At 74.2% G+C, this 20,737-nt stretch carries 20 protein-coding genes; 8 read left to right on the forward strand and 12 right to left on the reverse strand.

Annotation, left to right across the window (positions count from 1 at the left end; translation table 11 throughout):
- Nucleotides 1-58 precede the first annotated feature (58 nt).
- The gene (gene miaA / locus ABD981_RS36370) at nt 59-997 is read right to left on the reverse strand and encodes a tRNA (adenosine(37)-N6)-dimethylallyltransferase MiaA (RefSeq protein ID WP_046911353.1); all 939 of its coding nucleotides are present in this window, start codon (nt 995-997) and stop codon (nt 59-61) included.
- Nucleotides 998-1,109: 112 nt separating this feature from the next.
- Between miaA and ABD981_RS36375 the strand changes: the two genes are divergently transcribed.
- Nucleotides 1,110-1,352: a hypothetical protein gene (locus ABD981_RS36375; protein WP_046911354.1), complete on the forward strand. Its 243-nt coding sequence runs from the start codon at nt 1,110-1,112 to the stop codon at nt 1,350-1,352.
- A gap of 57 nt (nt 1,353-1,409) precedes the next feature.
- Complete coding sequence (locus tag ABD981_RS36380) at nt 1,410-1,670, forward strand: antitoxin (protein WP_046911355.1); 261 nt, start codon at nt 1,410-1,412, stop codon at nt 1,668-1,670.
- Nucleotides 1,671-1,805: 135 nt separating this feature from the next.
- Here the strand turns inward: ABD981_RS36380 and ABD981_RS36385 are convergent, their stop codons facing one another.
- From ABD981_RS36385 to ABD981_RS36410, 6 genes are all read right to left on the reverse strand, one after another.
- Nucleotides 1,806-2,513 (reverse strand): class III extradiol dioxygenase subunit B-like domain-containing protein, encoded by a 708-nt coding sequence (locus ABD981_RS36385; RefSeq protein WP_046911356.1) that lies wholly within the window; start codon nt 2,511-2,513, stop codon nt 1,806-1,808.
- Nucleotides 2,514-2,523: 10 nt separating this feature from the next.
- Nucleotides 2,524-2,850 carry a hypothetical protein gene (locus ABD981_RS36390; protein WP_046911357.1) on the reverse strand — a complete coding sequence of 109 codons (327 nt, stop codon included), beginning with the start codon at nt 2,848-2,850 and terminating at the stop codon, nt 2,524-2,526.
- Nucleotides 2,851-2,925: 75 nt separating this feature from the next.
- The gene (miaB, locus tag ABD981_RS36395; protein ID WP_205628303.1) at nt 2,926-4,458 is read right to left on the reverse strand and encodes a tRNA (N6-isopentenyl adenosine(37)-C2)-methylthiotransferase MiaB; all 1,533 of its coding nucleotides are present in this window, start codon (nt 4,456-4,458) and stop codon (nt 2,926-2,928) included.
- 34 nt (nt 4,459-4,492) lie between these two features.
- Nucleotides 4,493-5,167 carry a HisA/HisF-related TIM barrel protein gene (locus ABD981_RS36400; protein WP_046911358.1) on the reverse strand — a complete coding sequence of 225 codons (675 nt, stop codon included), beginning with the start codon at nt 5,165-5,167 and terminating at the stop codon, nt 4,493-4,495.
- A 12-nt stretch (nt 5,168-5,179) separates the two neighbouring features.
- The gene (gene pdxA, locus ABD981_RS36405; RefSeq protein ID WP_345530521.1) at nt 5,180-5,926 is read right to left on the reverse strand and encodes a 4-hydroxythreonine-4-phosphate dehydrogenase PdxA; all 747 of its coding nucleotides are present in this window, start codon (nt 5,924-5,926) and stop codon (nt 5,180-5,182) included.
- 375 nt (nt 5,927-6,301) lie between these two features.
- Nucleotides 6,302-7,459 (reverse strand): four-carbon acid sugar kinase family protein, encoded by a 1,158-nt coding sequence (locus ABD981_RS36410; RefSeq protein WP_046911359.1) that lies wholly within the window; start codon nt 7,457-7,459, stop codon nt 6,302-6,304.
- A 110-nt stretch (nt 7,460-7,569) separates the two neighbouring features.
- On the opposite strand from ABD981_RS36410, the gene ABD981_RS36415 reads away from it, so the two are divergent.
- The gene (locus ABD981_RS36415) at nt 7,570-8,535 is read left to right on the forward strand and encodes a LysR substrate-binding domain-containing protein (protein WP_123955108.1); all 966 of its coding nucleotides are present in this window, start codon (nt 7,570-7,572) and stop codon (nt 8,533-8,535) included.
- Between the two features lie 249 nt (nt 8,536-8,784).
- Here the strand turns inward: ABD981_RS36415 and ABD981_RS36420 are convergent, their stop codons facing one another.
- The 3 genes from ABD981_RS36420 to ABD981_RS36430 all read right to left on the reverse strand — a co-directional run bounded on the left by ABD981_RS36420 (nt 8,785) and on the right by ABD981_RS36430 (nt 11,984).
- The gene (locus tag ABD981_RS36420) at nt 8,785-10,218 is read right to left on the reverse strand and encodes a hypothetical protein (RefSeq protein WP_276205620.1); all 1,434 of its coding nucleotides are present in this window, start codon (nt 10,216-10,218) and stop codon (nt 8,785-8,787) included.
- Nucleotides 10,219-10,296: 78 nt separating this feature from the next.
- Nucleotides 10,297-11,235, reverse strand: a complete 939-nt coding sequence (locus ABD981_RS36425) for a hypothetical protein (protein ID WP_046912368.1) — start codon at nt 11,233-11,235, stop codon at nt 10,297-10,299.
- Between the two features lie 242 nt (nt 11,236-11,477).
- Nucleotides 11,478-11,984, reverse strand: a complete 507-nt coding sequence (locus ABD981_RS36430; protein ID WP_046912367.1) for a hypothetical protein — start codon at nt 11,982-11,984, stop codon at nt 11,478-11,480.
- A 591-nt stretch (nt 11,985-12,575) separates the two neighbouring features.
- Between ABD981_RS36430 and ABD981_RS36435 the strand changes: the two genes are divergently transcribed.
- The 4 genes from ABD981_RS36435 (at nt 12,576) to ABD981_RS36450 (ending at nt 17,457) form a co-directional block, all read left to right on the forward strand.
- The gene (locus ABD981_RS36435) at nt 12,576-13,799 is read left to right on the forward strand and encodes an RCC1-like domain-containing protein (protein WP_046912366.1); all 1,224 of its coding nucleotides are present in this window, start codon (nt 12,576-12,578) and stop codon (nt 13,797-13,799) included.
- A 16-nt stretch (nt 13,800-13,815) separates the two neighbouring features.
- Nucleotides 13,816-15,000: an RCC1 domain-containing protein gene (locus ABD981_RS36440; RefSeq protein WP_046912365.1), complete on the forward strand. Its 1,185-nt coding sequence runs from the start codon at nt 13,816-13,818 to the stop codon at nt 14,998-15,000.
- Between the two features lie 24 nt (nt 15,001-15,024).
- A complete protein-coding gene (locus tag ABD981_RS36445; RefSeq protein ID WP_046912364.1) occupies nt 15,025-16,215 on the forward strand; it encodes an RCC1 domain-containing protein in 1,191 nt (396 codons plus the stop codon).
- A gap of 243 nt (nt 16,216-16,458) precedes the next feature.
- Entirely contained in the window at nt 16,459-17,457 is a 999-nt protein-coding gene (locus ABD981_RS36450; protein ID WP_046912363.1) for a TAXI family TRAP transporter solute-binding subunit, read from the forward strand.
- On the opposite strand, the gene ABD981_RS36455 is transcribed toward ABD981_RS36450, so the two are convergent.
- Both ABD981_RS36455 and ABD981_RS36460 read right to left on the reverse strand, forming a co-directional pair.
- Nucleotides 17,436-18,893, reverse strand: coding sequence for a sensor histidine kinase (locus ABD981_RS36455; RefSeq protein ID WP_123955275.1), 1,458 nt, complete (start codon nt 18,891-18,893; stop codon nt 17,436-17,438). The genes ABD981_RS36450 and ABD981_RS36455 overlap by 22 nt on opposite strands.
- A gap of 18 nt (nt 18,894-18,911) precedes the next feature.
- Nucleotides 18,912-19,616, reverse strand: coding sequence for a response regulator transcription factor (locus tag ABD981_RS36460; RefSeq protein WP_046912362.1), 705 nt, complete (start codon nt 19,614-19,616; stop codon nt 18,912-18,914).
- A 312-nt stretch (nt 19,617-19,928) separates the two neighbouring features.
- On the opposite strand from ABD981_RS36460, the gene ABD981_RS36465 reads away from it, so the two are divergent.
- Complete coding sequence (locus ABD981_RS36465; protein ID WP_345530522.1) at nt 19,929-20,714, forward strand: amino acid ABC transporter ATP-binding protein; 786 nt, start codon at nt 19,929-19,931, stop codon at nt 20,712-20,714.
- The last annotated feature ends 23 nt before the right edge of the window (nt 20,715-20,737 follow it).

Below are 20,737 nucleotides of genomic sequence, written 5' to 3' on the forward strand. Positions count from 1 at the left end.
GATGGCACGCCGCCACCCCCCGGAATGACGGGCATGACGTCCCGATGCCATCACGTGATCAGGCTGTAACCGCTCGTTCGACCAACGTCAGTGCCCGCCCGGGGAGTTCCGCCCGGTCGTCGACGGCGCCGCTCAGCCAGTGGACGCGCGGATCGCGCCGGAACCAGGAGTCCTGGCGGCGGGCGAAGCGCTTGGTGGTGCGCACCGTGTCCGCGCGTGCCTCGTCCTCGGTGCACTCCCCCGCGAGGGCGGCGAGCACCTGCTGGTAACCGAGCGCGCGGGCGGCCGTGCGGCCCTCGCGCAGGCCCTGCGCCTCCAGGGCGCGCACCTCGTCGACGAGCCCGGCCTCCCACATGCGGTCCACGCGGGTGGCGATGCGCTCGTCGAGCTCGGGGCGGCCGACGTCGACGCCGATCTGCACGGTGTCGTAGACGGAGTCGTGGCCGGGCAGGTTGGCCGTGAAGGGCTTGCCGGTGATCTCGATGACCTCCAGGGCGCGCACGATGCGCCGCCCGTTGCCGGCCAGGATGGCGCGGGCCGCCTCGGGGTCGGCGGCGGCGAGCCGGGCGTGCAGGACGCCGGAGCCGCGCTCCTCCAGCTCGGCCTCCAGGCGGGCCCGGACCTCCGGGTCGGTGCCGGGGAACTCCATCACGTCCAGGGCGCCGCGTACGTAGAGCCCGGAGCCGCCCACCAGGATCGGGGTGCGTCCCTCGGCGAGCAGCCGGTCGATCTCGGCGCGGGCCAGCCGCTGGTACTCGGCGACGCTGGCGGCCTCGGTCACGTCCCAGATGTCGAGGAGGTGGTGCGGAACGCCGCCGCGCTCCTCGAGCGTCAGTTTGGCGGTGCCGATGTCCATCCCTCGGTAGAGCTGCATGGAGTCGGCGTTGACGACCTCGCCGCCCAGCTGCTGGGCGAGGAAGACGCCCAGATCGGACTTTCCGGCCGCTGTGGGGCCGACGACGGCGATGACCCGCGGGGCGGGAGCTGCACTTCTCACCGCACCAGTCTCGCAAACCTCACGACGCGTCCCCGAACGAGCGACGTGACGGGCCCCACCCGGCTTCGTTGCTGTTGCGGGATTCCGACCCTGAGTACGCTAGGGAGCAGATATGGGCGTTTTCGCATTGTTTCGGCGCAAGAACGGCAAGGACGGCGGCGTGGAAACGGCTGCCGTGACGGAGGAGTCGCAGGCCGCCACGGCGGAGCCGGCGGAGGCCGAGGAGGCGGAGGGCGGCACCGAGGCCGTGGAGCCCGCCGCGGCCGAGGCGAAGGCCGAGGCCGTCGAGATCCCGAAGCAGCAGTCGGCCGAGGAGGCCGCGGACAACGAGGCCGGCGAAGGCGCCCGCACCTAGGCACGGACCGGCACGGACACGGACCCCACGGGGGTCCGTCGGAGGGAGGGTGACCCCATGGGTCTCCTGGATTCACTGAAGGCCAAGCTCGCCCCCGCCAAGGACAAGGTCTCCGACCTTGCGCAGCAGCACGGGGACAAGGTGGAGCAGGGCCTGGAGAAGGCCGCGAAGGTGGTCGACGAGAAGACCAAGGGCAAGTACAGCGACAAGATCGAATCCGGCACCGGAAAGGCCAAGGAGGCCCTCGACCGGCTCGCCCACAAGGACGGCACGGAGGGCGGCAAGGGCGACGGCGCCACCCCGCCGCCGGCCGCCTGAGGCACGCCCCGCCCGAGGCACGCGCCCCTGGCACCCGGGGCCGCCGGACGCCCGGCGTCACCCACGGTCCCTCCGTACGGCGGACGGCCGCGGAGCATCGCGCTCCGCGGCCGTCCGCCGTACGGGGTCCCGCGCTCAGCTCCAGGCGGCGACGACGTACCCGACGCCGTAGGGGGCGTCCTCGTACAGCAGCCGGCCCTCCAGGCCCGCGCCCTCGGCCGCGCCCGCGAGGACCTGCCAGGGGGCCCGCCCCGCCGCCTGCAGCGCGTGCGCGAGGCCGGGGTCCAGGGCGAGCAGGGCGGCCGGGTCGGCCGTCCCCAGCGCGTGGGCGGCCCCGGCGTCGAAGCCCTCGGCGCGCTCGTCGTAGTAGCCGGGCGCCTTCACCGTGCGGCAGGCGCTGCCGTCGCCCATCACGAGCAGGGCGACCCGCTCCGCCGAGGCGCCGAGCTCCCGGCCCGCCTCCGCGCACCGGCCGGTCTCCAGGTCCTCGGCGACCCCGAGCCCCTCGACGGGGGCGTCGGCCCAGTCGGTGTGCTCCAGGAGCCAGGCCGCGACCGCGAGCGACGGGGGCAGCGGACGCCCCCCGCCGGGCCCGCTGCCGAGCCGTACGGTCAGGTCGACGCCGAAGCCCGCGAAGGAGCCGGCCGAACCGGCGGGGTGGACGCCCCGGGCGCCCTCCCCGGCGGGGCCGACGACGACCAGCCGGTCGGGGCGGGAGGCGGCGAGCACGGAGAGCGCGTCGGAGCAGGCCGTCCGCGCGTCGGCGAGCTCGGACGCCGCACCGGCCGCGACGGCCGGCACGAGCAGCGGGGGGCAGGGACACACGGCGGCGGCGACAAGCATGATCCGCAGCCTACTGCTCCGGGCGCCGGTCCACGGGAGGCCGGACCGGACCGCCCGCCTCGTCGGCGGCCGGGTCGGCGGAGTCGTACACGAGCTCGGCGAGGGTGAGGGTGATCTCCATGCGGGTCACGGCGCCCTGGAGGATCAGCAGGTGGCTGTCGCCGTCCGGGAGGCGGTACACCTCGCGCCGCTTCTCCCGGCGCGGCTTGCGGTACCACCGCGCGGCCTCGGCCAGCGCCTGCCGGGCGTCCTCCCGCGTGCCGGACACCCGGGCGACGACCTCCGTGACGTACTGCTCGCCGCGCCCGAACTGGGCGATGACGGCCCACTGCCCCATGCTGTCCCCCCTGTGATCGTGCCCGGTGCGGCCGCTTGCGGGAGCCGGTCGGCTCCCCCGCGCGGCCGCGTCGGGTCAGTGGCTCCCGCAGGCCGGGGCGTCGGCGACCGGCAGCGGCTCCGGGACGCCGATCTTCGGCAGCCCGAGCAGGACGCCGGCCGGCTTGGCGGCGGCCTCGGTGGTGCGCTTCTCCCAGGCGTCGCCCGCGCGGGTGCGGCGGACGGCCGTGGTCGGGCCCTCGGCGAGGAGGTGGTGCGGGGCGGCGTAGGTGATCTCGACGGTCACCACGTCGCCCGGGCGCACGTCCTCGTCCGGCTTGGTGAAGTGGACGAGCCGGTTGTCGGGGGCGCGGCCGGAGAGGCGGTGGGTCTCGCCGTCCTTGCGGCCCTCGCCCTCGGCGACCATAACCTCCAGGGTGCGGCCGACCTGCTTCTTGTTCTCCTCCCAGGAGATCTCCTCCTGGAGGGCGACCAGGCGCATGTAGCGGTCCTGGACGACCTCCTTGGGGATCTGGCCCTCCATGGTCGCCGCGGGGGTGCCGGGGCGCTTGGAGTACTGGAAGGTGAAGGCGTTCGCGAAGCGGGCCTCGCGGACCGCGTGCATGGTCTGCTCGAAGTCCTCCTCGGTCTCGCCGGGGAAGCCCACGATGATGTCGGTGGAGATGGCGGCGTGCGGGATGGCCGCGCGCACCTTCTCGATGATCCCGAGGAAGCGCTCCTGGCGGTACGAGCGGCGCATCGCCTTCAGGACGGTGTCCGAGCCGGACTGCATCGGCATGTGCAGCTGCGGCATCACGTTCGGGGTCTCGGCCATGGCGGCGATGACGTCGTCGGTGAAGTCGCGCGGGTGCGGCGAGGTGAAGCGGACGCGCTCCAGGCCCTCGATCTCCCCGCAGGCGCGCAGCAGCTTGCTGAAGGCCTCGCGGTCGCCCAGGTCGGAGCCGTACGCGTTGACGTTCTGGCCGAGCAGGGTGATCTCGGAGACGCCCTCGCCGACCAGCGCCTCGATCTCGGCGAGGATGTCGCCGGGACGGCGGTCCTCCTCCTTGCCGCGCAGCGCCGGGACGATGCAGAAGGTGCAGGTGTTGTTGCAGCCGACGGAGATCGAGACCCAGGCGGCGTACGCGGACTCGCGCCGGGTCGGCAGCGTGGAGGGGAAGGCCTCCAGCGACTCGGCGATCTCGACCTGCGCCTCCTCCAGGACGCGGGCGCGCTCCAGGAGGACCGGCAGCTTGCCGATGTTGTGGGTGCCGAAGACCACGTCGACCCAGGGGGCCTTCTTGACGATGGTGTCGCGGTCCTTCTGCGCCAGGCAGCCGCCGACGGCGATCTGCATGCCGGGGCGGCCGGCCTTGCGCGGGGCGAGCCGGCCGAGGTTGCCGTACAGCTTGTTGTCGGCGTTCTCGCGGACGGCGCAGGTGTTGAAGACCACGACGTCGGCGTCGCCGTCGGCGTCCGCCGGGGCCTTGACGTAACCCGCCTCCTCCAGGAGGCCGGAGAGCCGCTCGGAGTCGTGGACGTTCATCTGGCACCCGTAGGTGCGTACTTCGTAGGTGCGCGTCACGCCCGCCTCGGCCACTGCTCCGGTCCCGTCTTTGCTGCTGGTCACCTGACAAGGGTAAGGGGGCCCCGGGACTGTCCGGCTACCTCGGGCCGCCGCTCGCCTCGACCAGGGCCGTGAGCTGCGCGGCAAGGCTCCCGGCCTCGGGTCGGACGGCGCCCGCGAAGGCCGCGGAACCGACGGTGAAGGCGTCGGCCCCCGCCGCGTCGAGCGCGTGGATCTGTTCCGGGGAGGAGAGCGAGCCGGCCACCACGAGCCGGCCCGCCGTGGCGGCGCGGGCGGCGCGGACCAGGTCGAGCGGGTCCGCCTCGGTGGCCCGGTGGGCGAGCAGGTCGACGCCGGCGCACCCGGCGGCCTCGGCCCGGCGGCAGTCCTCGGCGATCCGGGCCGGGGTGCCGGCCAGGCGGGTCGGATGGCCCTGGGGCTCTCCCGCGAAGGGCAGGTAGCGGACGGGGGTGCCGTCGAGCAGGCCGAGGGTCTCCTCGATCCAGACGCCGCCCATCAGCCAGTCGACACCGAGGTCGGCCGCCGCCCGTACGGAGTCGAGGGCCTGCTCGCGGCCGGTGGAGACGACCTCCAGGTGGCTGGTGGCGCCGAGCTCCTTGATCTGCTCGTGGAGGCGGGCCAGGGTCGCGGGGTCGACGCCGACGTCCTTGAAGCCGATGTGGGTGATGCCGAGGCCGCGGACGGAGTCCAGGACGTGGAGGCAGTCGGTGACGGTCCTGTCGTCACGGGTGAGCATGAAGATGAAGTCCATGGGGTCCCTCGGTCAGGAGTGGTCGGAGTGGTCGGTGCGGTCGGCCGGCTCGACGGCGCGGGGGGCGTGGTCCGCGCGGTCGGCCAGCTCGGCGGCGTGGTGCAGGGCGGTGAGCAGGCTGGTGTGGTCGGCGGTGCCGGTGCCCGCGAGGTCGAAGGCGGTGCCGTGGTCGACGCTGGTGCGGACGAACGGCAGGCCGAGGGTGATGTTGACCCCGTGCTCCAGGCCCAGGTACTTCACCGGGATCAGGCCCTGGTCGTGGTACTGGGCCACGACGGCGTCGAACTCGCCCGCGCGGGCCCGCATGAACACGGTGTCGGCGGGGTGCGGCCCGCTGGCGTCGATTCCCTCGGCGCGGGCGGCCCGCACGGCGGGGGCGATGACGTCGAGGTCCTCGCGGCCGAAGAGGCCGTTCTCCCCGGCGTGCGGGTTGAGTCCCGCGACGGCGATGCGGGGCCGGGACCCGGCTCCCGGTCCGCCGCCGAGGGCCTGGTGGGTGAGCCGGATGATGTCCAGCTCGCGCTCGGGGGTGAGCGCGTCGATCGCGGTGCGCAGCGACTGGTGCACGGTGACGAGGACGGTCCGCAGCTCGTCGTTGGCCATCATCATGGCGTAGCGCTCGGTGCCGGAGAGTTCGGCCAGGATCTCGGTGTGGCCGGGGTAGGGCAGCCCGGCGAGCCGGAGGGCCTCCTTGTTGATCGGGGCGGTGGTGATCGCCCGCACCTCCCCGGCGAGCGCCAGCTCGATGCCCCGGCGCACGTACGCGAAGGAGGCCCGCGCCCGCGCGGGCGTCCACGGTGCCGAGGGCGAGCGCGGCGGGGAGGGCGGGGCCCTCGGGCAGCACGTGGAGGACCCCGGGCTCCCCCGGACCGCCGTAGCCGGCCCCGGCCTCGGCCGCGGTGGCGACCGTCCGGACGGTCAGCGGGACGCCGGCGTCCCGGCAGGCGCGGGCGAGGGCACCGGGGTCGCCGATGACGAGGACCGCGGCGCGGCGGCGCGGGTCGGCGCAGACCTTGACGGTGATCTCGGGACCCACGCCGTGCGGGTCGCCCATGGTGAGGGCGATGGGGCGGGGGTCGGGGCGGGACTTCCGGGGGGAGCCCGGGCCGGCCTCCGGCCCTCCCGCGGGGCGGCTCATCGGGCCTCGCCCCCGTCGAGGAGGGCGCAGAGGCGTGCGAGGGTGCCGTCGTCGCCGAAGCCGCCGGCCTTGACGAGGACCGGGAGGCGGGGGGCGGTGGGGCCGTGGAGGGTGCCGCGGGCGATGCCCGGTTCGGGCTCGTCGTGGAGCTCGATGCCCGTGGCGCCGAGGGCGCCGAGGACGGCCGCGGCGGTCTCGCCGCCGGTGAGGACGAGTCCGTCGGCCAGGCCCTTGCCGACCGCCTCCGCCGCCGCCTCGGCGAGGCGACGGGTCAGCGCGGCCGGGTCGGCGCCCCGCGCGTCGGGGGTGTGCAGCACGAGCAGGGGCGCCGCCGACGCGCTCAGGGCGGCGACGGCCGCCGCCGGGTCGCCGGCCACGGCGCCGTCCGCGCCCGACCGCTCGTACAGCGCGGCGAGTTGGCGCCTGCTGGCGGGATGGGCGCTGCCGACGACGGCCAGCGGGCGGCGCACCGGCGGCAGTCCCGGGAACTCCCCGGCGGGGGTACGGCGATGACGGCGGGCCAGGGCCCCGGCGAGGCCCGGGGAGCCGACCCACAGGACCTCCTCGGGGCGGGGCACCGCGGCGGCGACCGCCTCCAGCTCCTCCTCCGTCGTCGCCGAGCAGACGAACACGCCCTCCCCCGCGAGGAGTTCGAGCCGGTCGGGTTCGACGGCGACGCACTCCGGCAGCAGCCGGGTCAGGTCGGCGGTGCGGACCGGGTGGGCCGGGTCGCGGGCGAACTCGCTCTCGTCGACCCGTACGCCCCGGACGTACTGCACGCCACGGACCGTCGTCCGCCCCTCCGCCGGGAACGCGGGGGCGACGACGGCCGTGCGGCGGCCCGAACCGGCGAGGGCGGCCCGCAGTTCGGCGGCCACATGGCCGCGGAGGGTCGAGTCGACCGTCTTGAGCAGCAGATCCGCGCCCGCGTACGCCGTGGCCGCCGCCCGCGTCCGGGCGGCCGCGGCGGTGGCGTCGACGAGGCGGGTGCCGAGGTCCACGGCCGTGACACCGGGCGGCAGGGCGGCGCCCCGCCGGCCCGCGGGCGGGTCGAACAGGACCAGGGCGCGGTGCCCGGACCTGCGGAAGGGGACGGCGCCGTCGGCGGCGCTGGTGAGGTCGTCGGCGAGGACGACGACGGTGGACGGCTCCATCGCGTGGGATGCCCCTCGGGTCGGTTTTCCGTGACGAGATCAACAGTGGCCCGCACGAACCCGCTGGACAAGCGATTCCTTCTCACTCCACCTGTGAGTAGATTTCACACATGAGCCGCCCGGACCTGCCCCCGCTGAACACCCTGCTGCCCTTCGAGGCGACCGTGCGCCACGCGAGCATGACCCGGGCCGCGCAGGAGCTCCACGTCACCCACGGGGCGGTCAGCCGCCAGGTGCAGAACCTGGAGAAGGCGCTCGGCACGCCCCTGTTCGAGCGCGGCCCGCGCTCCCTGCGGCCCACCCCGCAGGCCCGCCGCCTCGCCGCGGCGGTCCGGGAGGCCCTGGACCTCGTCGAGGCGGCGGCCGTGGAGGCCTCCGGCCGGGAGCGGAGCGGCCCGCTCGCCCTGTCCTGCGAGCCGACCCTCCTGATGCGCTGGCTCATCCCGCGCCTGCCGGACCTCGCGGTGCGGCTCCCCGAGCTCACGGTGCACCTGTCGGCGGGCGGCGGTCCGGTCGCGTTCGCCCGGGACACGGTGGACGCGGCGGTCCGCCGGGACGACTTCCCGGTGCCCGAGGGGGTGAGCCGGGTGCCGCTCTTCGAGGAGTGGATCGGCCCGGTCTGCCGCCCCGAGCTCGCCGCACGACTGACCGGCGGGGAGCCCGTCCCCCTGCTGCACACCAGCACGCGACCGACCGCATGGGACGACTGGCGGCGGCTGAGCGGGAGCGGCCCGCGGGGGGCCGGCGAGCAGACCTTCGAGCACTTCTACCTGGCGCTCCAGGCCGCCGTCGCCGGCGTGGGCGTCGCCATCGGGCCGTACGCGCTCGTCCGGGACGACCTGGAACGGGGGCAGTTGGCGGCCCCGTACGGGTTCGTCGCGGACGGCACCGGCTACGGACTGCTGAGCCCCCGCCCGCCGGAGCGGGACACGAGGACCGCCGCGCTGCTCGGCTGGCTGCGGGAGCAGGCGGCGGCCCTGGTCCCGCCGCCCGGGGAGCGGCGGGAGCGGGCGGCCGGTCCGGGCGGTCCGGCTGCGTCGGCGGCCCCGGCGGCCCCGGCGGCCCCGGCGGGCTGAACGGTCCGGGGAGCCGAGGGGTCCCGGGAGCCGGCGGGCCGAGCGGTCCGGGGAGCCGACGGGCCGAGCGGTCCGGCGGGCTCAGCGGTCCGGCGGACCGAGCGGTCCGGGGAGCCGACGGGCCGAGCGGTCCGGCGGGCTCAGCGGTCCGGCGGGCCGAGCGGTCCGGGGAGCCGACGGGCCGAGCGGTCCGGCGGGCTCAGCGGTCCGGCGGACCGAGCGGTCCGACCGTGCCGCCGGACCCGGCCGTCAGCCCAGCGGGACCGTGCGGGTCGCCCGTGCCGACCGGGTCGCGGCGGACGAGGGGACCTTCAGGAGGCCCTTGTCGGAGGAGTAGGCGGCCGCCCCGGCGTCGACCGGGGTCGTGGTCATCGGACGGGCCGCGGCGCACCGCTGCTTCTCCGCCTCGGCCATCGGTCCGGTGCGCTGGAGCAGGCGGTCGGGCACTCCGCGCGAGGGTCCGTCGATGACGGCGTGCAACCGGTAGTCGTCCTTCCTGCTGAGGAACCAGCCCTCGACGCGCTCCCGGCTCGGCTGGAGCTCGATCCAGCTGACCTCGCCCGGCTGGATGCGCTCGACGACGGTGCGCTGCTCGCCGCCGAACCACTGCCAGGCGCGCTGCCAGCCCTTCTCGTACGCGAGCGAGAACTGGCCCGCCATCGGGCGCTCCTTGATCCGCTTCTCGTCCTCCGCGCGGTCGCCGGACGTGGGCAGCTTGGCCACGTCGTTGAGGGAGAGGCCGGCGGCGGCGTAGGTCTGGGCGATGCTGTCGTAGGAGCGCTCCGAGAAGCCGATGACCCGGTTGTGGTCGAGGGTGCTGCGGGTGCAGTTGACGAATGCCTCGCCGACCACCCGGGCACGGTCGTAGTAGCGGAAGGACATCCGCATGTCGGGCCGGAAGACGCAGGCGTTCTCGCCGTTGCAGGCGGCGGCCGCGTTGTGCAGCGTCGACTGGCGCTCGTTGCCCTTGTACGCCTCGGCCGTGCCGAGCGCCGTCTTGTCGACGGTCCGGTCGAGCGGGACGGGCACCTCGACGGCGCGGACGCGGGTGATCATCGGGGTGCAGGTGACGTGCGTCTTGGAGTCGGTGACCTTGGAGGCGAAGGTGAGCAGGGGCTCGTTCTCGCCGGCCACGAAGGTGTAGGTGCGCTTGGTCCAACGCCCGGGCCCCGGGGTCCCCTTGACCCTGTCGGGGTCTCCGGCGGTGGTCACCGCCCGGACGGTGCCGCCGGAGCCCTCGACGGTGTACGGCTGGCCGTCGACGACGTCCGAGCCGTTGCACTCCTTCGAGACGGCCGGGCTGTCCTCGTACTCGACCGTCACCTCGGCTCCGGCACGGACCCCGCGCAGGCGCTGCGCGAGGGAGTTGCCCTGTTTCTCCAGGGCGACGCCGTGGGCGTTGTCGGTGCGGCCCGACGCGGACGGGGAGTAGCGCTGGTTCCGGCCGTCCCAGGAGTCGAGGCCGACGGTGGTGGGGCCGTCGCCCTTCATGACGGGGTCGGCGAAGTCGCCGTTGAGGACGTTGACGGCCTGGGGCGCCGGGGCTTCGGCGGCCGCGCAGGGACCGGTGAGGACGGCCGGGAGCAGCAGGCCCGCGGCCGTGATCGCGCGAACGGCGGAGGCGGAGGAGGGGCGGGACCGGAGGGTCGGGCGGGAGGGGACGGGCGCGGAGGTGGGGGGCATGGGGGACGGACTCCTCGTGGGGGTGGTGCGTGCCAGGGGCGGGACGGGGAGAGCTGGGGAGCGCGGGAGTCGTGCCGCTCAGGAAGCGCTGCGGGAGAGGCGCAGGACGTCGACCCGCTTCGGTGCGGCGCCGGGGACGAGGGCGTCGCGGGCGGGCATCAGTCGGGGGGACGGGGGCGGGCCCGGCTGCGGGTTGTTGCCGCCGGCCGTGTTGCCCGTGGGGCGCGTGCGGCCGCAGAGATCGGCCGGGGCGGCGTAGGTCTGGGCGACGAAGCTGCTGGAGTTGACCATGGACGGGCTGTCCACGGCGATCCCGGAGATCTGGGCGCCCGAGCCGGCGATGAGGCTGCCGACGACCCGCCGCATGGCCGCGCTCGCCCCGAACACCAGCATGTCGTAGGGCTTGACGGTGGTCCGGTAGGTCGTCGCCTCGGTGTTCTCGACCGTCCACGACTTGGAGAAGGTGGCCTTGAAGGCGGCCTCGAAGGCGAGTTTGGCGCTCAGGGAGCCGGCGACCTTGCCGCCGGCGGCGACGCTGGTCTTGGTGCCGTTGCTGGAGGTCGGCCCGTCCTTCAGGTTGGGGGTCTTGTTCTCGCTGGTGATGTCGTTGGTGAGGTTGGTGGTGACCTCGCCGGACGCCGTGACGGTGCCCTCCGCGGTGATCTTTCCGGAGATCTCGCCGCCGATGTTGTCGGTGCTGGACGTCCGCAGGGTGACCGTGCGGTCGACGCTCATGTCGCTCACGGTGCAGTTGACGACGGAGTTGCCGAGGGACCGGACGGCGGTCGCGAACTCGCGCCCCTGTTTGGGGTCGATGACGAAGCGGCAGGCGTCCGCCCTGCTGTCGCAGTACTTGAGGACGTCGGCGACCTTCGCGGGGCGTCCGTCGGCGGTGACGGCACGCGCGACGGGCGGCTCGCCGGGCCCCTCCTCCGCGAGCGCGGGCGGGGCGAGGGGCACGGCGAGACCGAGGGCCAGGGCGGGCAGGAGGAAGAGCGCGGGACGGCGCGAGGGCATGGGACATCCCTTCGGGACGGGTTCTCACGGGGCGGGGACGGGCCGTACGGGCGGGAGCCGGACGGGGAGGGCGGGGCGCAGCGCCGTACGGGCGCGAGCCGACAGCAGCGGCGGGCGCAGCGCCGTACGGGCGGGAGCCGACAGCAGGGGCGGGCGCAGGGCCGTACGGGCGGGAGCCGGACGACGAGAGGCGAGGACGGGCGTCCGGGCGGGAGACCGGACGGCCCGGGGCGGGAGCCCGGTCAGGAGCCGAGCAGCGAGCAGAGCTGGGAGACCGGGAACGGCGACCCGCCCGGGTCGGTGGAGCCGGCGGGCAGCGAGGCCGGGAAGTCCCTGCAGGTGCTGGTGACGGCGGTCTGGGCGTTGTCCTTCGGGTCGGGCTGGAAGGCACCGACCTTGGTCGTCATGTCGGCGAGGCCCGCCTTCTCGCCGTTGCCCTTGGCCAGTTCGTCCATGCAGGTCTCGGAGCCGGGCTTGCACTTCTCCAGGTCCTTGCCGACCTTGGCGATGTCCTGGTCGGCCTTGGCCGCCGACTCCTTGGTCTTCTTCTGCTGCTCGTCGATCTCCTTCGCCTCGTTGGCGTTGGTCTCCTTGTCCTTGCACGGCTGGTCGTCGGGCTGGCACTCGGCGGCGGGAGCGGCCGGACCGGCGGACGGGGCCGCGAGGGCGGCCGGCGCGGCGGCCAGCGCGAGGGCGGCGGCGAGGACGGCGGCGCCGGCGGCACGCCGTACGGGAAGGACGGAGAGCATGGCGGAACTCCCTGGGGACGGGGGTGAATTCAGGCTCGCGGGAACAGCGCCCGGGCCGCGGCAGGGACTGCCATCAAGATCGCCAAGCGCCTCTCGAAGCTAACCGGCCCCACCTCGGCGCACCCGCAGGACACACGGTGCGGCGCGGGCCCCGCACACCGCTCACCGCTTCGGCGGAGCGCACGCGGAGGCCGCCGGACGGGCCGTACGGCGGCGGCTCCACGACCCCCCGCCGGGCCCGCGCCCCAGACTCGTCCGGATGGAATCCGGGGCCCGAGGTGAGGGGGCCGGCCACCCGCGGGACGGGCCTCTCACCCACCCAGGCGCCGCCGATCGGCCGCGCGCCGCGCCCGGCCCTCGCGGGACCCGCGCACGCGACCCCGTACCGGTGAATTCACCGCCGGAAGCGCGGCCCCGAACGGACGTCCGGCATACGGGTGTTTCGGCGCTCCCGGCTCGCGCCCATGATCACAGTCGGTAAGGCTGGCGCTGTGTCCGACGGCCCGTCCCGGCCGTCCGGCCGGGCCCTCGGCACGCCATGCCCGTGGGCCGTCGCGCTCCCGTTTGTCCCCCACGAAGGAGAGCAGACCCATGTCCCGAACACGACGCGTCCCGCTGCGCCGCCCGCTCAGATGGAGCCTCGCCGCCGCCCTCACCGGGGCCGCCGCGCTGACGGCGTTCCCGGCCCTCGCCCCCGCGGCCGCCGCCAACGAGGGCAATCCGACCGTGCTGAGCTGGGGCGCCGGCCGCACCGGGCAGCTCGGCAACGGCACCCGGTCCGACAGCCTGTCGCCCACCTCGGTCACCAGCCTCTTCCGCGGCGACGTCGACCAGATGTCGGCGGGCGGCACCTCGTCGGCCGACTCGTTCGTCCTCGCCCGCACCGACAAGACGGTGAAGTCCTGGGGCCACAACTCCTCGGGCCAGCTGGGCAACGGCGGCAACGACAACCAGACCGTGCCCACGACCGTGCCGCGGCTGGCCAACGTCAAGGACATCGCGGCCGGCGGGCGGCACGCCCTCGCCCTGGACACGAGCGGCCAGGTCTACTCCTGGGGCGACAACGCCTACGGCCAGCTCGGCAACAACCGCACCGGCGACAGCCGTACGGTCCCCGACCGGGTCCAGGGCATGCCGAAGGTCAAGCAGATCTCGGCCGGCTGCGACTTCAGCCTCGCCCTGCTGGAGAACGGCCGGGTGTACGCGTGGGGCCGCGGCATCCACGGCCAGCTGGGCACCGGCAACCGCGCGAGCAGCTCCGTGCCCCGGCAGGTCCTCGGCCTGGAGAACATCGTCTCGGTCGACGCGGGCTGCCACCACGCGCTCGCGCTGACCGCCGACGACACCGTGAAGTCCTGGGGCTACAACCTCTACGGCCAGCTCGGCAACTCCAGCACCAAGTCCTCCACCGTCCCGGTCGACGTCGACTGGCTGGAGGGCGTCTCCGACATCGAGGCCGGCGCCCACCACAACTACGCCATGACCAGCGACAGTCACGTCTGGGGCTGGGGCAACAACCAGTACGGCCAGCTCCTGGAGGGCGACGAGTCCTTCACCGACAACGTCTCGCGCACCAACCGCACCGCGCCCGTCGAGATCCCGCGCCTCGAAGGCGTCCAGCACCTCGCGGCGGGCGCGCGCCACGGCGTCGCGGTCACCGCGGACGAGGTCTTCGCGTGGGGCCACAACGGGGAGGGCCAGCTCGGCAACGGCACGACCGTGTCCCGCTTCGAGTCGGTGAAGATCCTCAACGAGGGCTCGAAGGTGAAGGACGTCGCGGTCTCCCTAGGCGGCAACACGACGTACGCGTACTGAGCGGGGTGCGTACGCGATGACGTACCTGCGCATCCGCAGCCGCTTCCGCATAGGCGCCGCCCTGGCCGCCGCCCTCGGGCTCACCCTCCTGAGCGCGCCCGCCCACGCCGCACCGCGTGATCCATGGGTACGGGCCTGGGGGCAGAACAACTCGGGCCAGCTCGGCAACGGCTCCACCCAGGACCAGTCGACGCCCTCCGCGGTCAGGGGTCTCGCCCGCGGCGACGTGCGCGAGCTCACCAGCGGGGGCTGGACCACCGACCAGGTGTTCGGCCTCGCCCTGATGCACGACGGCACCGTGCAGTCCTGGGGTGGCAACGTCAGCGGACAGCTCGGCGACGGCACCACGGCCAACCGGGGCTTCCCGGCCGCGGTCGCGGGCCTCGACGGGGTGACCGGCGTGGCCGCGGGCCTCGACTTCGCCCTGGCCCTGCGGGGCGGCCGGGTGCTGTCCTGGGGCAGCGACGCCTTCGGCCAGCTCGGCGACGGCCTCCCCGACGCGACCGGCCCGGTGACCCGGCCGGTGGCCGTGCAGAGCCTCGACAAGGTCAGGAGCGTCGCGGCCGGCTGCCAGTTCGGCCTCGCCCTGCGCCAGGACGGCACGGTGTGGACCTGGGGACGGAACCACGAGGGCCAGCTCGGCAACGGCTCCACGGCCGACCGGGGCACCCCCAGGCGGGTGCCCGGCCTCGACCACGTCGTGGCCGTCCGGGCCGGCTGCCGGCACGCCCTCGCCCTGACCGTGGACCACACGGTCAAGGCCTGGGGCAAGGGCAGCGGCGGCGAACTCGGCAACGACACGACCGAACTCAGCACCGTTCCGGTCGACGTCAAGGAGCTGGTCGGAGTCTCCGGGCTCTTCGCCGGTCCGTATCACAACTTCGCCCTCCTGGAGGACGGCGGCGTCCGTGCCTGGGGCGAGAACTGGGCCGGCCAGCTCGGCGACGGCACCAAGGTCAAACGCACCACCCCGGTCCCGCTCTCCGCCCCGAGCGGCGTGTCCTCGCTGCTCGGCGGCTGGGGCTTCACCCTCGCCCTCCTCGACGACCAGTCGGTCGTCGGCTGGGGCGCGAACGACGTGGGCCAGCTCGGCGACGGCACCACCACCCCGTCCCTCACCCCGGTCGTCGCCCTGCCCCCGGGCAGCGGGACGACCCGCCTCGCGAGCGCCACCGCATGGAAGTCCGGCTACGCCTACTGATCCCCCGAACGGAAAGGCACGCAGATGACCCCACCGCTGCGTCTCACCCTCCTCGCCGCCCTGTCCCTGGCGGCCCTCCCCCTGACCGCCCTCCCCGCCTCCGCGTCCGCCGCCGGCACCGACCCCTGGGTCCGCGGCTGGGGCGAGAACGCCCAGGGGCAGCTCGGCAACGGCTCCGTGCTCGCCCAGCAGACCCCGGCCGCCGTCACCGGCATCACCCGCGACGACGTCCGCAAGGTCTCCGGCGGCGGGGGCGGCGCCGCCGCGGCCTCCAACCAGTTCGCCGTCGCCCTGCTGAAGGACGGCACCGTGAAGTCCTGGGGCGGAAACGCGACCGGCCAGCTCGGCAACGGCACCACCGTCAACCAGAGCTTCCCGGCGACCGTCACCGGCCTGTCCGGCGTCAGCGCGCTCTCGGCGGGCCTCAACCACGTGCTCGCCGTCAAGGGCGGCCGGGTCCTCGCCTGGGGCAGCAACGCCTCCAAGCAGCTCGGCACCGGCCAGGACACCACCAACCCGTACAAGGCGCCGATCCCCGTGCAGAGCCTGGACAAGGTCAGGGACGTCGGGGCCGGCTGCGACTTCAGCGTGGCACTGCGCCAGGACGGCACCGTCTGGACCTGGGGCAAGGGCGACAACGGACGTCTGGGCACGGGCAACAACACCACCCGCGAGACCCCGCAGAAGGTGCCGGGGCTCGACGACATCGAGGCGATCGCCGTGGGCTGCGACCACGTCCTGGCGCTGACGGCCGACAACACGCTCAAGGCCTGGGGCAAGAACGCGGAGGGCGAGCTCGGCAACGACTCCACCGTCGACAGCAGCACGCCCGTGGACGTCGCCTACCTGGACGCCGTCGCCTCCGTCTTCGCCACCGCCTGGTCCAGCTTCGCCGTCCTCGACGACGGCAACGTGGCCGGCTGGGGCAAGAACACCGAACGCCAGCTCGGCGACGGCACCGCCGCCAACCGCACCACCCCGGTCGTCCTGGACCAGCTCAAGGGCGTGCAGGAGATCGCCGGCGGGGCCGACTTCTCGCTGGCCGCGCTCGACGACGGCTCGGTGATCGGCTGGGGCGCCAACGCGGCCGCCCAGCTCGGCGACGGCACCACCACCGGGACCACCGGCACGGCGACGGTCAGCGCGCTGCCGCCGGGCAGCGGCATCACCCACGTCGCCTCGACGATGACCGGCAAGTCCGGCTTCGCCTACTGAGGTGACCGGCGGATCCGGTCTCGCCCCCTGAGCGACACCGGGAGGACCGGCCGCGCCCGCCGAGCGACACCGGGAGGACCGGCCGCGCCCGCCGATCCGCGTTCCCGGTCCGCCCACCGAGCGGAACCGGCCGGTGCCTCGCCGTACCGGCCGGCCGCCCCGCCCCGGGCCGGGACCGCTCGCCTCCGGTCCGGACCGGGGCCGGCCTGGCCAGGACGGGGAGCGAGCTGGCAGGATCGCGCCATGCTCCCCGCGCTCACCCGTACCGCCCGCCGCCGTGTCCTCCAGGTCTCGGCGGCGCTCCTGGTGCTGGTGGGCGCCCTGGTGTGGTGGCTGGTTCCCATCGGCGCCAAGGCGCCGAGCGGGCACGTCACCTTCAGTACGGGCGTGCCGACGGGCGTCTACCAGCAGTACGGGGAGCTGCTCAAGCAGGCCCTCGCCCGCGATCTGCCGGACGTCTCGATAACGCTGCGCAACAGCGAGGGCTCGCAGCAGAATCTGGCCCGGCTGGCCTCCGGTGAGGCGGACTTCACCGTGGCGACGGCGGACGCCGTGGCCCAGTACAAGCGGGACCGCAAGCCCGGTTTCGAGCGGCTGCGCGGCTGCGCCCGGCTCTACGACGACTACGTCCAGCTGGTCGTGCCGAAGGGCTCGTCCGTGCAGTCGGTGGCCGACCTGCGCGGGCTGCGGGTCGGGGTCGGTCAGCCCGGCTCGGGCGTGCGGCTGATCGCGGACCGGGTGCTGGCGGCGGCCGGACTGACCCCGGACGTCGACGTCCGTCCGGTCTCGGCGGGCATCAACACCGTGCCGGGCCTCCTGGAGCGGCGGCGGCTCGACGCGTTCTTCTGGTCGGGCGGGCTGCCCACCACGGCCGTGCAGAAGCTGTCCGAGCGCTTCCCGATCCGGCTGGTGCCGCTCGACGCGACCCTGGTGGACAGCCTGCACGACGTGGGCGAGTCCACCCGTCACTACCGGTCGGCCAGGATCCCCGCCGACGCGTACGGCCTGGCCCAGGACGGCAACCCGGTGGACACCCTGGCGGTGGCGAACATCCTGGTCACCACGGACGCCGCCGACCCGGATCTGGTGGAGGGCTTCACCCGGACCGTGATCGGGAGCCGGGACCGGATCGGCGGCCAGGTCCATCCGGCGCAGCTGGTGGACCTGCGGACCGCGATCTACACCGAGCCGCTCACCCTGCACGAGGGCGCCCGGCGGTACTACCGCTCCGTGAAGCCCTGACCGCCGGGCCCCGGTGCGGCCTGGCTGCGGCCGGCCTGCCGGCGCGGCTCGTCGCGGGGGACGGTGACGGTCACCTTGAGTCCGTGGGGCTCGTTGCGGGCGAAGGCGACGGCGCCGCCGCCGGCCGTGAGGAGGACCCGGGCGATGGAGAGGCCGAGGCCGGAGCCCTTGACGTTCTGGTGCAGGGTCGAGCGCCAGAAGCGGTCCCCGACCCGCTCCAGCTCCTCGTCCGTGAGGCCGGGGCCGTGGTCGGCGATCTCGACCGCGACGGTCCGGCCGCCCGGGCTCAGCGCGACCCGCACGCCGACGTCCTCGCCGGGCGGGGTGAACTTCAGCGCGTTGTCGATCACCGCGTCGAGCGCGCTGGACAGCGCCACCGGGTCCGCCCAGGCGGTGACGGCGCCGGTGTCGGCGAGGATCGCCACGCCCTTCTCATCGGCGACCGGCCGCCAAGAGGCGACCCGCTCGGCGGTGAGCGCCCCGATGTCGGTGAGCCGCAGGTCGGCGTCGGCGTGCTCGGCGAGCGCGAGGTCGAGCAGGTCGTCGAGGACCTGCGCGAGCCGCTTGCCCTCGGTGCGCACGGAGGCGATCTCCTCGTTGCCCTCGGGCAGTTCGAGGGCGAGCAGCTCGATGCGCAGCAGCAGTGCGGCGAGCGGGTTGCGCAACTGGTGGGAGGCGTCGGCGACGAAGGCCCGCTGCTGTTCGAGGACGTCCTCGACGTTGTCGGCCATCTCGTTGAACGAGCGCGCCAGGCGCCGTAGTTCGGGTGGTCCGCCGGAGGCGGCGACACGGGACTTCATCCGGCCGGTGGCGATGTCGTGGGTGGCGGCGTCGAGGACCCGGACCGGTCGCAGGACCCAGCCGGTGAGCCGGAAGGCCGCGCCGACGGCGAGCAGCATGGCGGCCGCCTCGCCGGCGAAGATCAGCAGCCAGCCGTGCAGGATGCGGGTGCGCAGCATCCCGGTGGGCGAGTCGGTGACGACGACGGCGACGACGTCGCCGTCCCGTACGACCGGGGAGGCGATGGTGAGCCGGGCGTCGCCCTGCCAGGGCCAGACCTGTGGCGGGTCGTGGCTGCGCCGGCCGAGGAGCGCCTCGTTGAACGCGCGCCTGCCCTCCCCCTCGTAGGGGACGACCCAGTCCTCGGGGGCGGCGGCCATCGCACGGTTGTTGCGGTAGAAGATGCCGGCACGGATGCCGTAGACGTCGTGGTAGCTGGCGAGTTCGCCGCTGAGGGTGGTGCGACGTTCGTCGGGGCCGATCACCGTCTCGCCGACGAACTGCGCGAGCGCGGCGAACCGGGCCGCGTCGTCCAGCCGGTCGACGACCACCCGCTGCTGTTCGGAGGCGGCGAGGCTGGCGGCGAGCGGGAAGCCGAGGGCCAGCAGGACGCCGGCCATCAGGACGATGAGGAGCGGGAGGAGTCGGGTGCGCACGTGCCGGCGGGTCCGGGGTTACGCGGTGGGCGCGACGAGGCGGTAGCCGACGCCCCGCACGGTCTCGATCAGGGCGGGCATGCGCAGCTTGGAGCGCAGGGAGGCGACGTGCACCTCCAGGGTGCGGCCGGTTCCCTCCCAGCTGGTGCGCCAGACCTCGCTGATGATCTGCTCGCGGCGGAAGACCACTCCGGGCCGCTGGGCGAGCAGGGCGAGCAGGTCGAACTCCTTGCGGGTGAGCGGGACGGCGTCGCCGTCGACGCTGACCCGGCGGGTGGGCAGCTCGATGGTGACCTGCCCGAGGCGCAGGGTGCTGTCCTCGGCCGCACCGGCGCCGTCCTCGCCGCCGGCGGTGCGCCGGCTGACCGCGTGGATGCGGGCGAGGAGTTCGCCGGTGTCGTAGGGCTTGACCACGTAGTCGTCGGCGCCGAGGTTGAGGCCGTGTATCCGGGAGCGGACGTCGGCGCGCGCGGTCACCATGATCACGGGGGTGGTGGTGAGCTTCCGGATCCGGCCGCAGACCTGGTAGCCGTCCTGGTCGGGCAGGCCGAGGTCGAGCAGGATCACCCCGTACGAGGGGCGCTCGCCGTGCGCGGCGGGCAGCACGGCCTGGAGCGCCTCCTCGCCGTTGCGGGCGTGGGTGACGTGGAAGCCGTGCCGGGCGAGGATCGCGGAGAGCGCGGCGGCGACGTGGTCGTCGTCCTCGACGAGCAGCAGTCTCATGGCCCTCCTCCGTGATCTCTCGTGTCGCGCTTCGCGGTGCCCGTGCCGGGCCCTGCCGATGGTCTTCCGGCAACGCGCGATGACTATGTGTGTACCAGGGCATGAACGCCGATGGCCACGGTCACAGTCAAGTGTCCCCCCGTTACCCGGGCGTTTCCGTTATGCACCCGGTACGGCACCGGCCGCCCTCTTCACACAGAGTGCCCGTTTGCGACCGGATCGTTATCCTCAAACTTCGCTCAGATCTGATGACGCTCGTCGCACCCGGTCTCTAGTGTCCTCCCCAACCGAGCAGGACGGAGCCAGAAGCCGATGAGCGGAGTGTCAGTGACCAAGGGTTCCCAGAACGCCGTACCGGCCGCGGACGACCTGGTCGTGCTGTCCGACGTGAACAAGCACTTCGGCGCGCTGCACGTGCTGCAGGACATCGACCTGACCATCGCCCGCGGCGAGGTCGTGGTGGTCATCGGGCCCTCCGGGTCCGGCAAGTCCACGCTGTGCCGCACCATCAACCGCCTGGAGACGATCGACTCCGGCAGCATCACCATCGACGGCAAGCCGCTGCCCCAGGAGGGCAGGGAGCTGGCGCGGCTGCGCGCCGACGTCGGCATGGTCTTCCAGTCCTTCAACCTCTTCGCGCACAAGACGGTGCTCGAGAACGTGATGCTGGGTCAGATCAAGGTCCGCAAGACGGACAAGAAGGCGGCCGAGACCAAGGCCCGCGCCCTGCTGGACCGGGTCGGCGTCGGCACCCAGGCCGACAAGTACCCGGCGCAGCTCTCCGGCGGCCAGCAGCAGCGGGTGGCCATCGCCCGCGCGCTCGCCATGGACCCGAAGGTCATCCTGTTCGACGAGCCGACCTCGGCCCTCGACCCGGAGATGATCAACGAGGTCCTGGAGGTCATGCAGCAGCTGGCCCGGGACGGCATGACGATGGTGGTCGTCACCCACGAGATGGGATTCGCCCGCTCGGCCGCCAACCGCGTGGTCTTCATGGCCGACGGAAAGATCGTCGAACAGGCCACCCCCGACGCGTTCTTCAGCAACCCGCGCAGCGACCGGGCCAAGGACTTCCTGTCGAAGATCCTCCACCACTGACGGCGCGCGGCCGCAACTCCTTA

Origin of the sequence: Streptomyces showdoensis (genome assembly GCF_039535475.1) — a bacterium.
In the GTDB taxonomy this organism is placed as follows: domain Bacteria; phylum Actinomycetota; class Actinomycetes; order Streptomycetales; family Streptomycetaceae; genus Streptomyces; species Streptomyces showdoensis.

Bases quoted from the DNA above. Each gene is read 5' to 3' on its own strand.
- ABD981_RS36375 (WP_046911354.1), top strand. From the start codon at position 1,110: ATGGGCGTTTTCGCATTGTTTCGGCGCAAGAACGGCAAGGACGGCGGC.
- ABD981_RS36380 (WP_046911355.1), top strand. From the start codon at position 1,410: ATGGGTCTCCTGGATTCACTGAAGGCCAAGCTCGCCCCCGCCAAGGAC.
- ABD981_RS36385 (WP_046911356.1), bottom strand. From the start codon at position 2,513: ATGCTTGTCGCCGCCGCCGTGTGTCCCTGCCCCCCGCTGCTCGTGCCG.
- ABD981_RS36390 (WP_046911357.1), bottom strand. From the start codon at position 2,850: ATGGGGCAGTGGGCCGTCATCGCCCAGTTCGGGCGCGGCGAGCAGTAC.
- ABD981_RS36400 (WP_046911358.1), bottom strand. From the start codon at position 5,167: ATGGACTTCATCTTCATGCTCACCCGTGACGACAGGACCGTCACCGAC.
- ABD981_RS36410 (WP_046911359.1), bottom strand. From the start codon at position 7,459: ATGGAGCCGTCCACCGTCGTCGTCCTCGCCGACGACCTCACCAGCGCC.
- ABD981_RS36415 (WP_123955108.1), top strand. From the start codon at position 7,570: ATGAGCCGCCCGGACCTGCCCCCGCTGAACACCCTGCTGCCCTTCGAG.
- ABD981_RS36420 (WP_276205620.1), bottom strand. From the start codon at position 10,218: ATGCCCCCCACCTCCGCGCCCGTCCCCTCCCGCCCGACCCTCCGGTCC.
- ABD981_RS36425 (WP_046912368.1), bottom strand. From the start codon at position 11,235: ATGCCCTCGCGCCGTCCCGCGCTCTTCCTCCTGCCCGCCCTGGCCCTC.
- ABD981_RS36430 (WP_046912367.1), bottom strand. From the start codon at position 11,984: ATGCTCTCCGTCCTTCCCGTACGGCGTGCCGCCGGCGCCGCCGTCCTC.
- ABD981_RS36435 (WP_046912366.1), top strand. From the start codon at position 12,576: ATGTCCCGAACACGACGCGTCCCGCTGCGCCGCCCGCTCAGATGGAGC.
- ABD981_RS36440 (WP_046912365.1), top strand. From the start codon at position 13,816: ATGACGTACCTGCGCATCCGCAGCCGCTTCCGCATAGGCGCCGCCCTG.
- ABD981_RS36445 (WP_046912364.1), top strand. From the start codon at position 15,025: ATGACCCCACCGCTGCGTCTCACCCTCCTCGCCGCCCTGTCCCTGGCG.
- ABD981_RS36450 (WP_046912363.1), top strand. From the start codon at position 16,459: ATGCTCCCCGCGCTCACCCGTACCGCCCGCCGCCGTGTCCTCCAGGTC.
- ABD981_RS36460 (WP_046912362.1), bottom strand. From the start codon at position 19,616: ATGAGACTGCTGCTCGTCGAGGACGACGACCACGTCGCCGCCGCGCTC.
- ABD981_RS36465 (WP_345530522.1), top strand. From the start codon at position 19,929: ATGAGCGGAGTGTCAGTGACCAAGGGTTCCCAGAACGCCGTACCGGCC.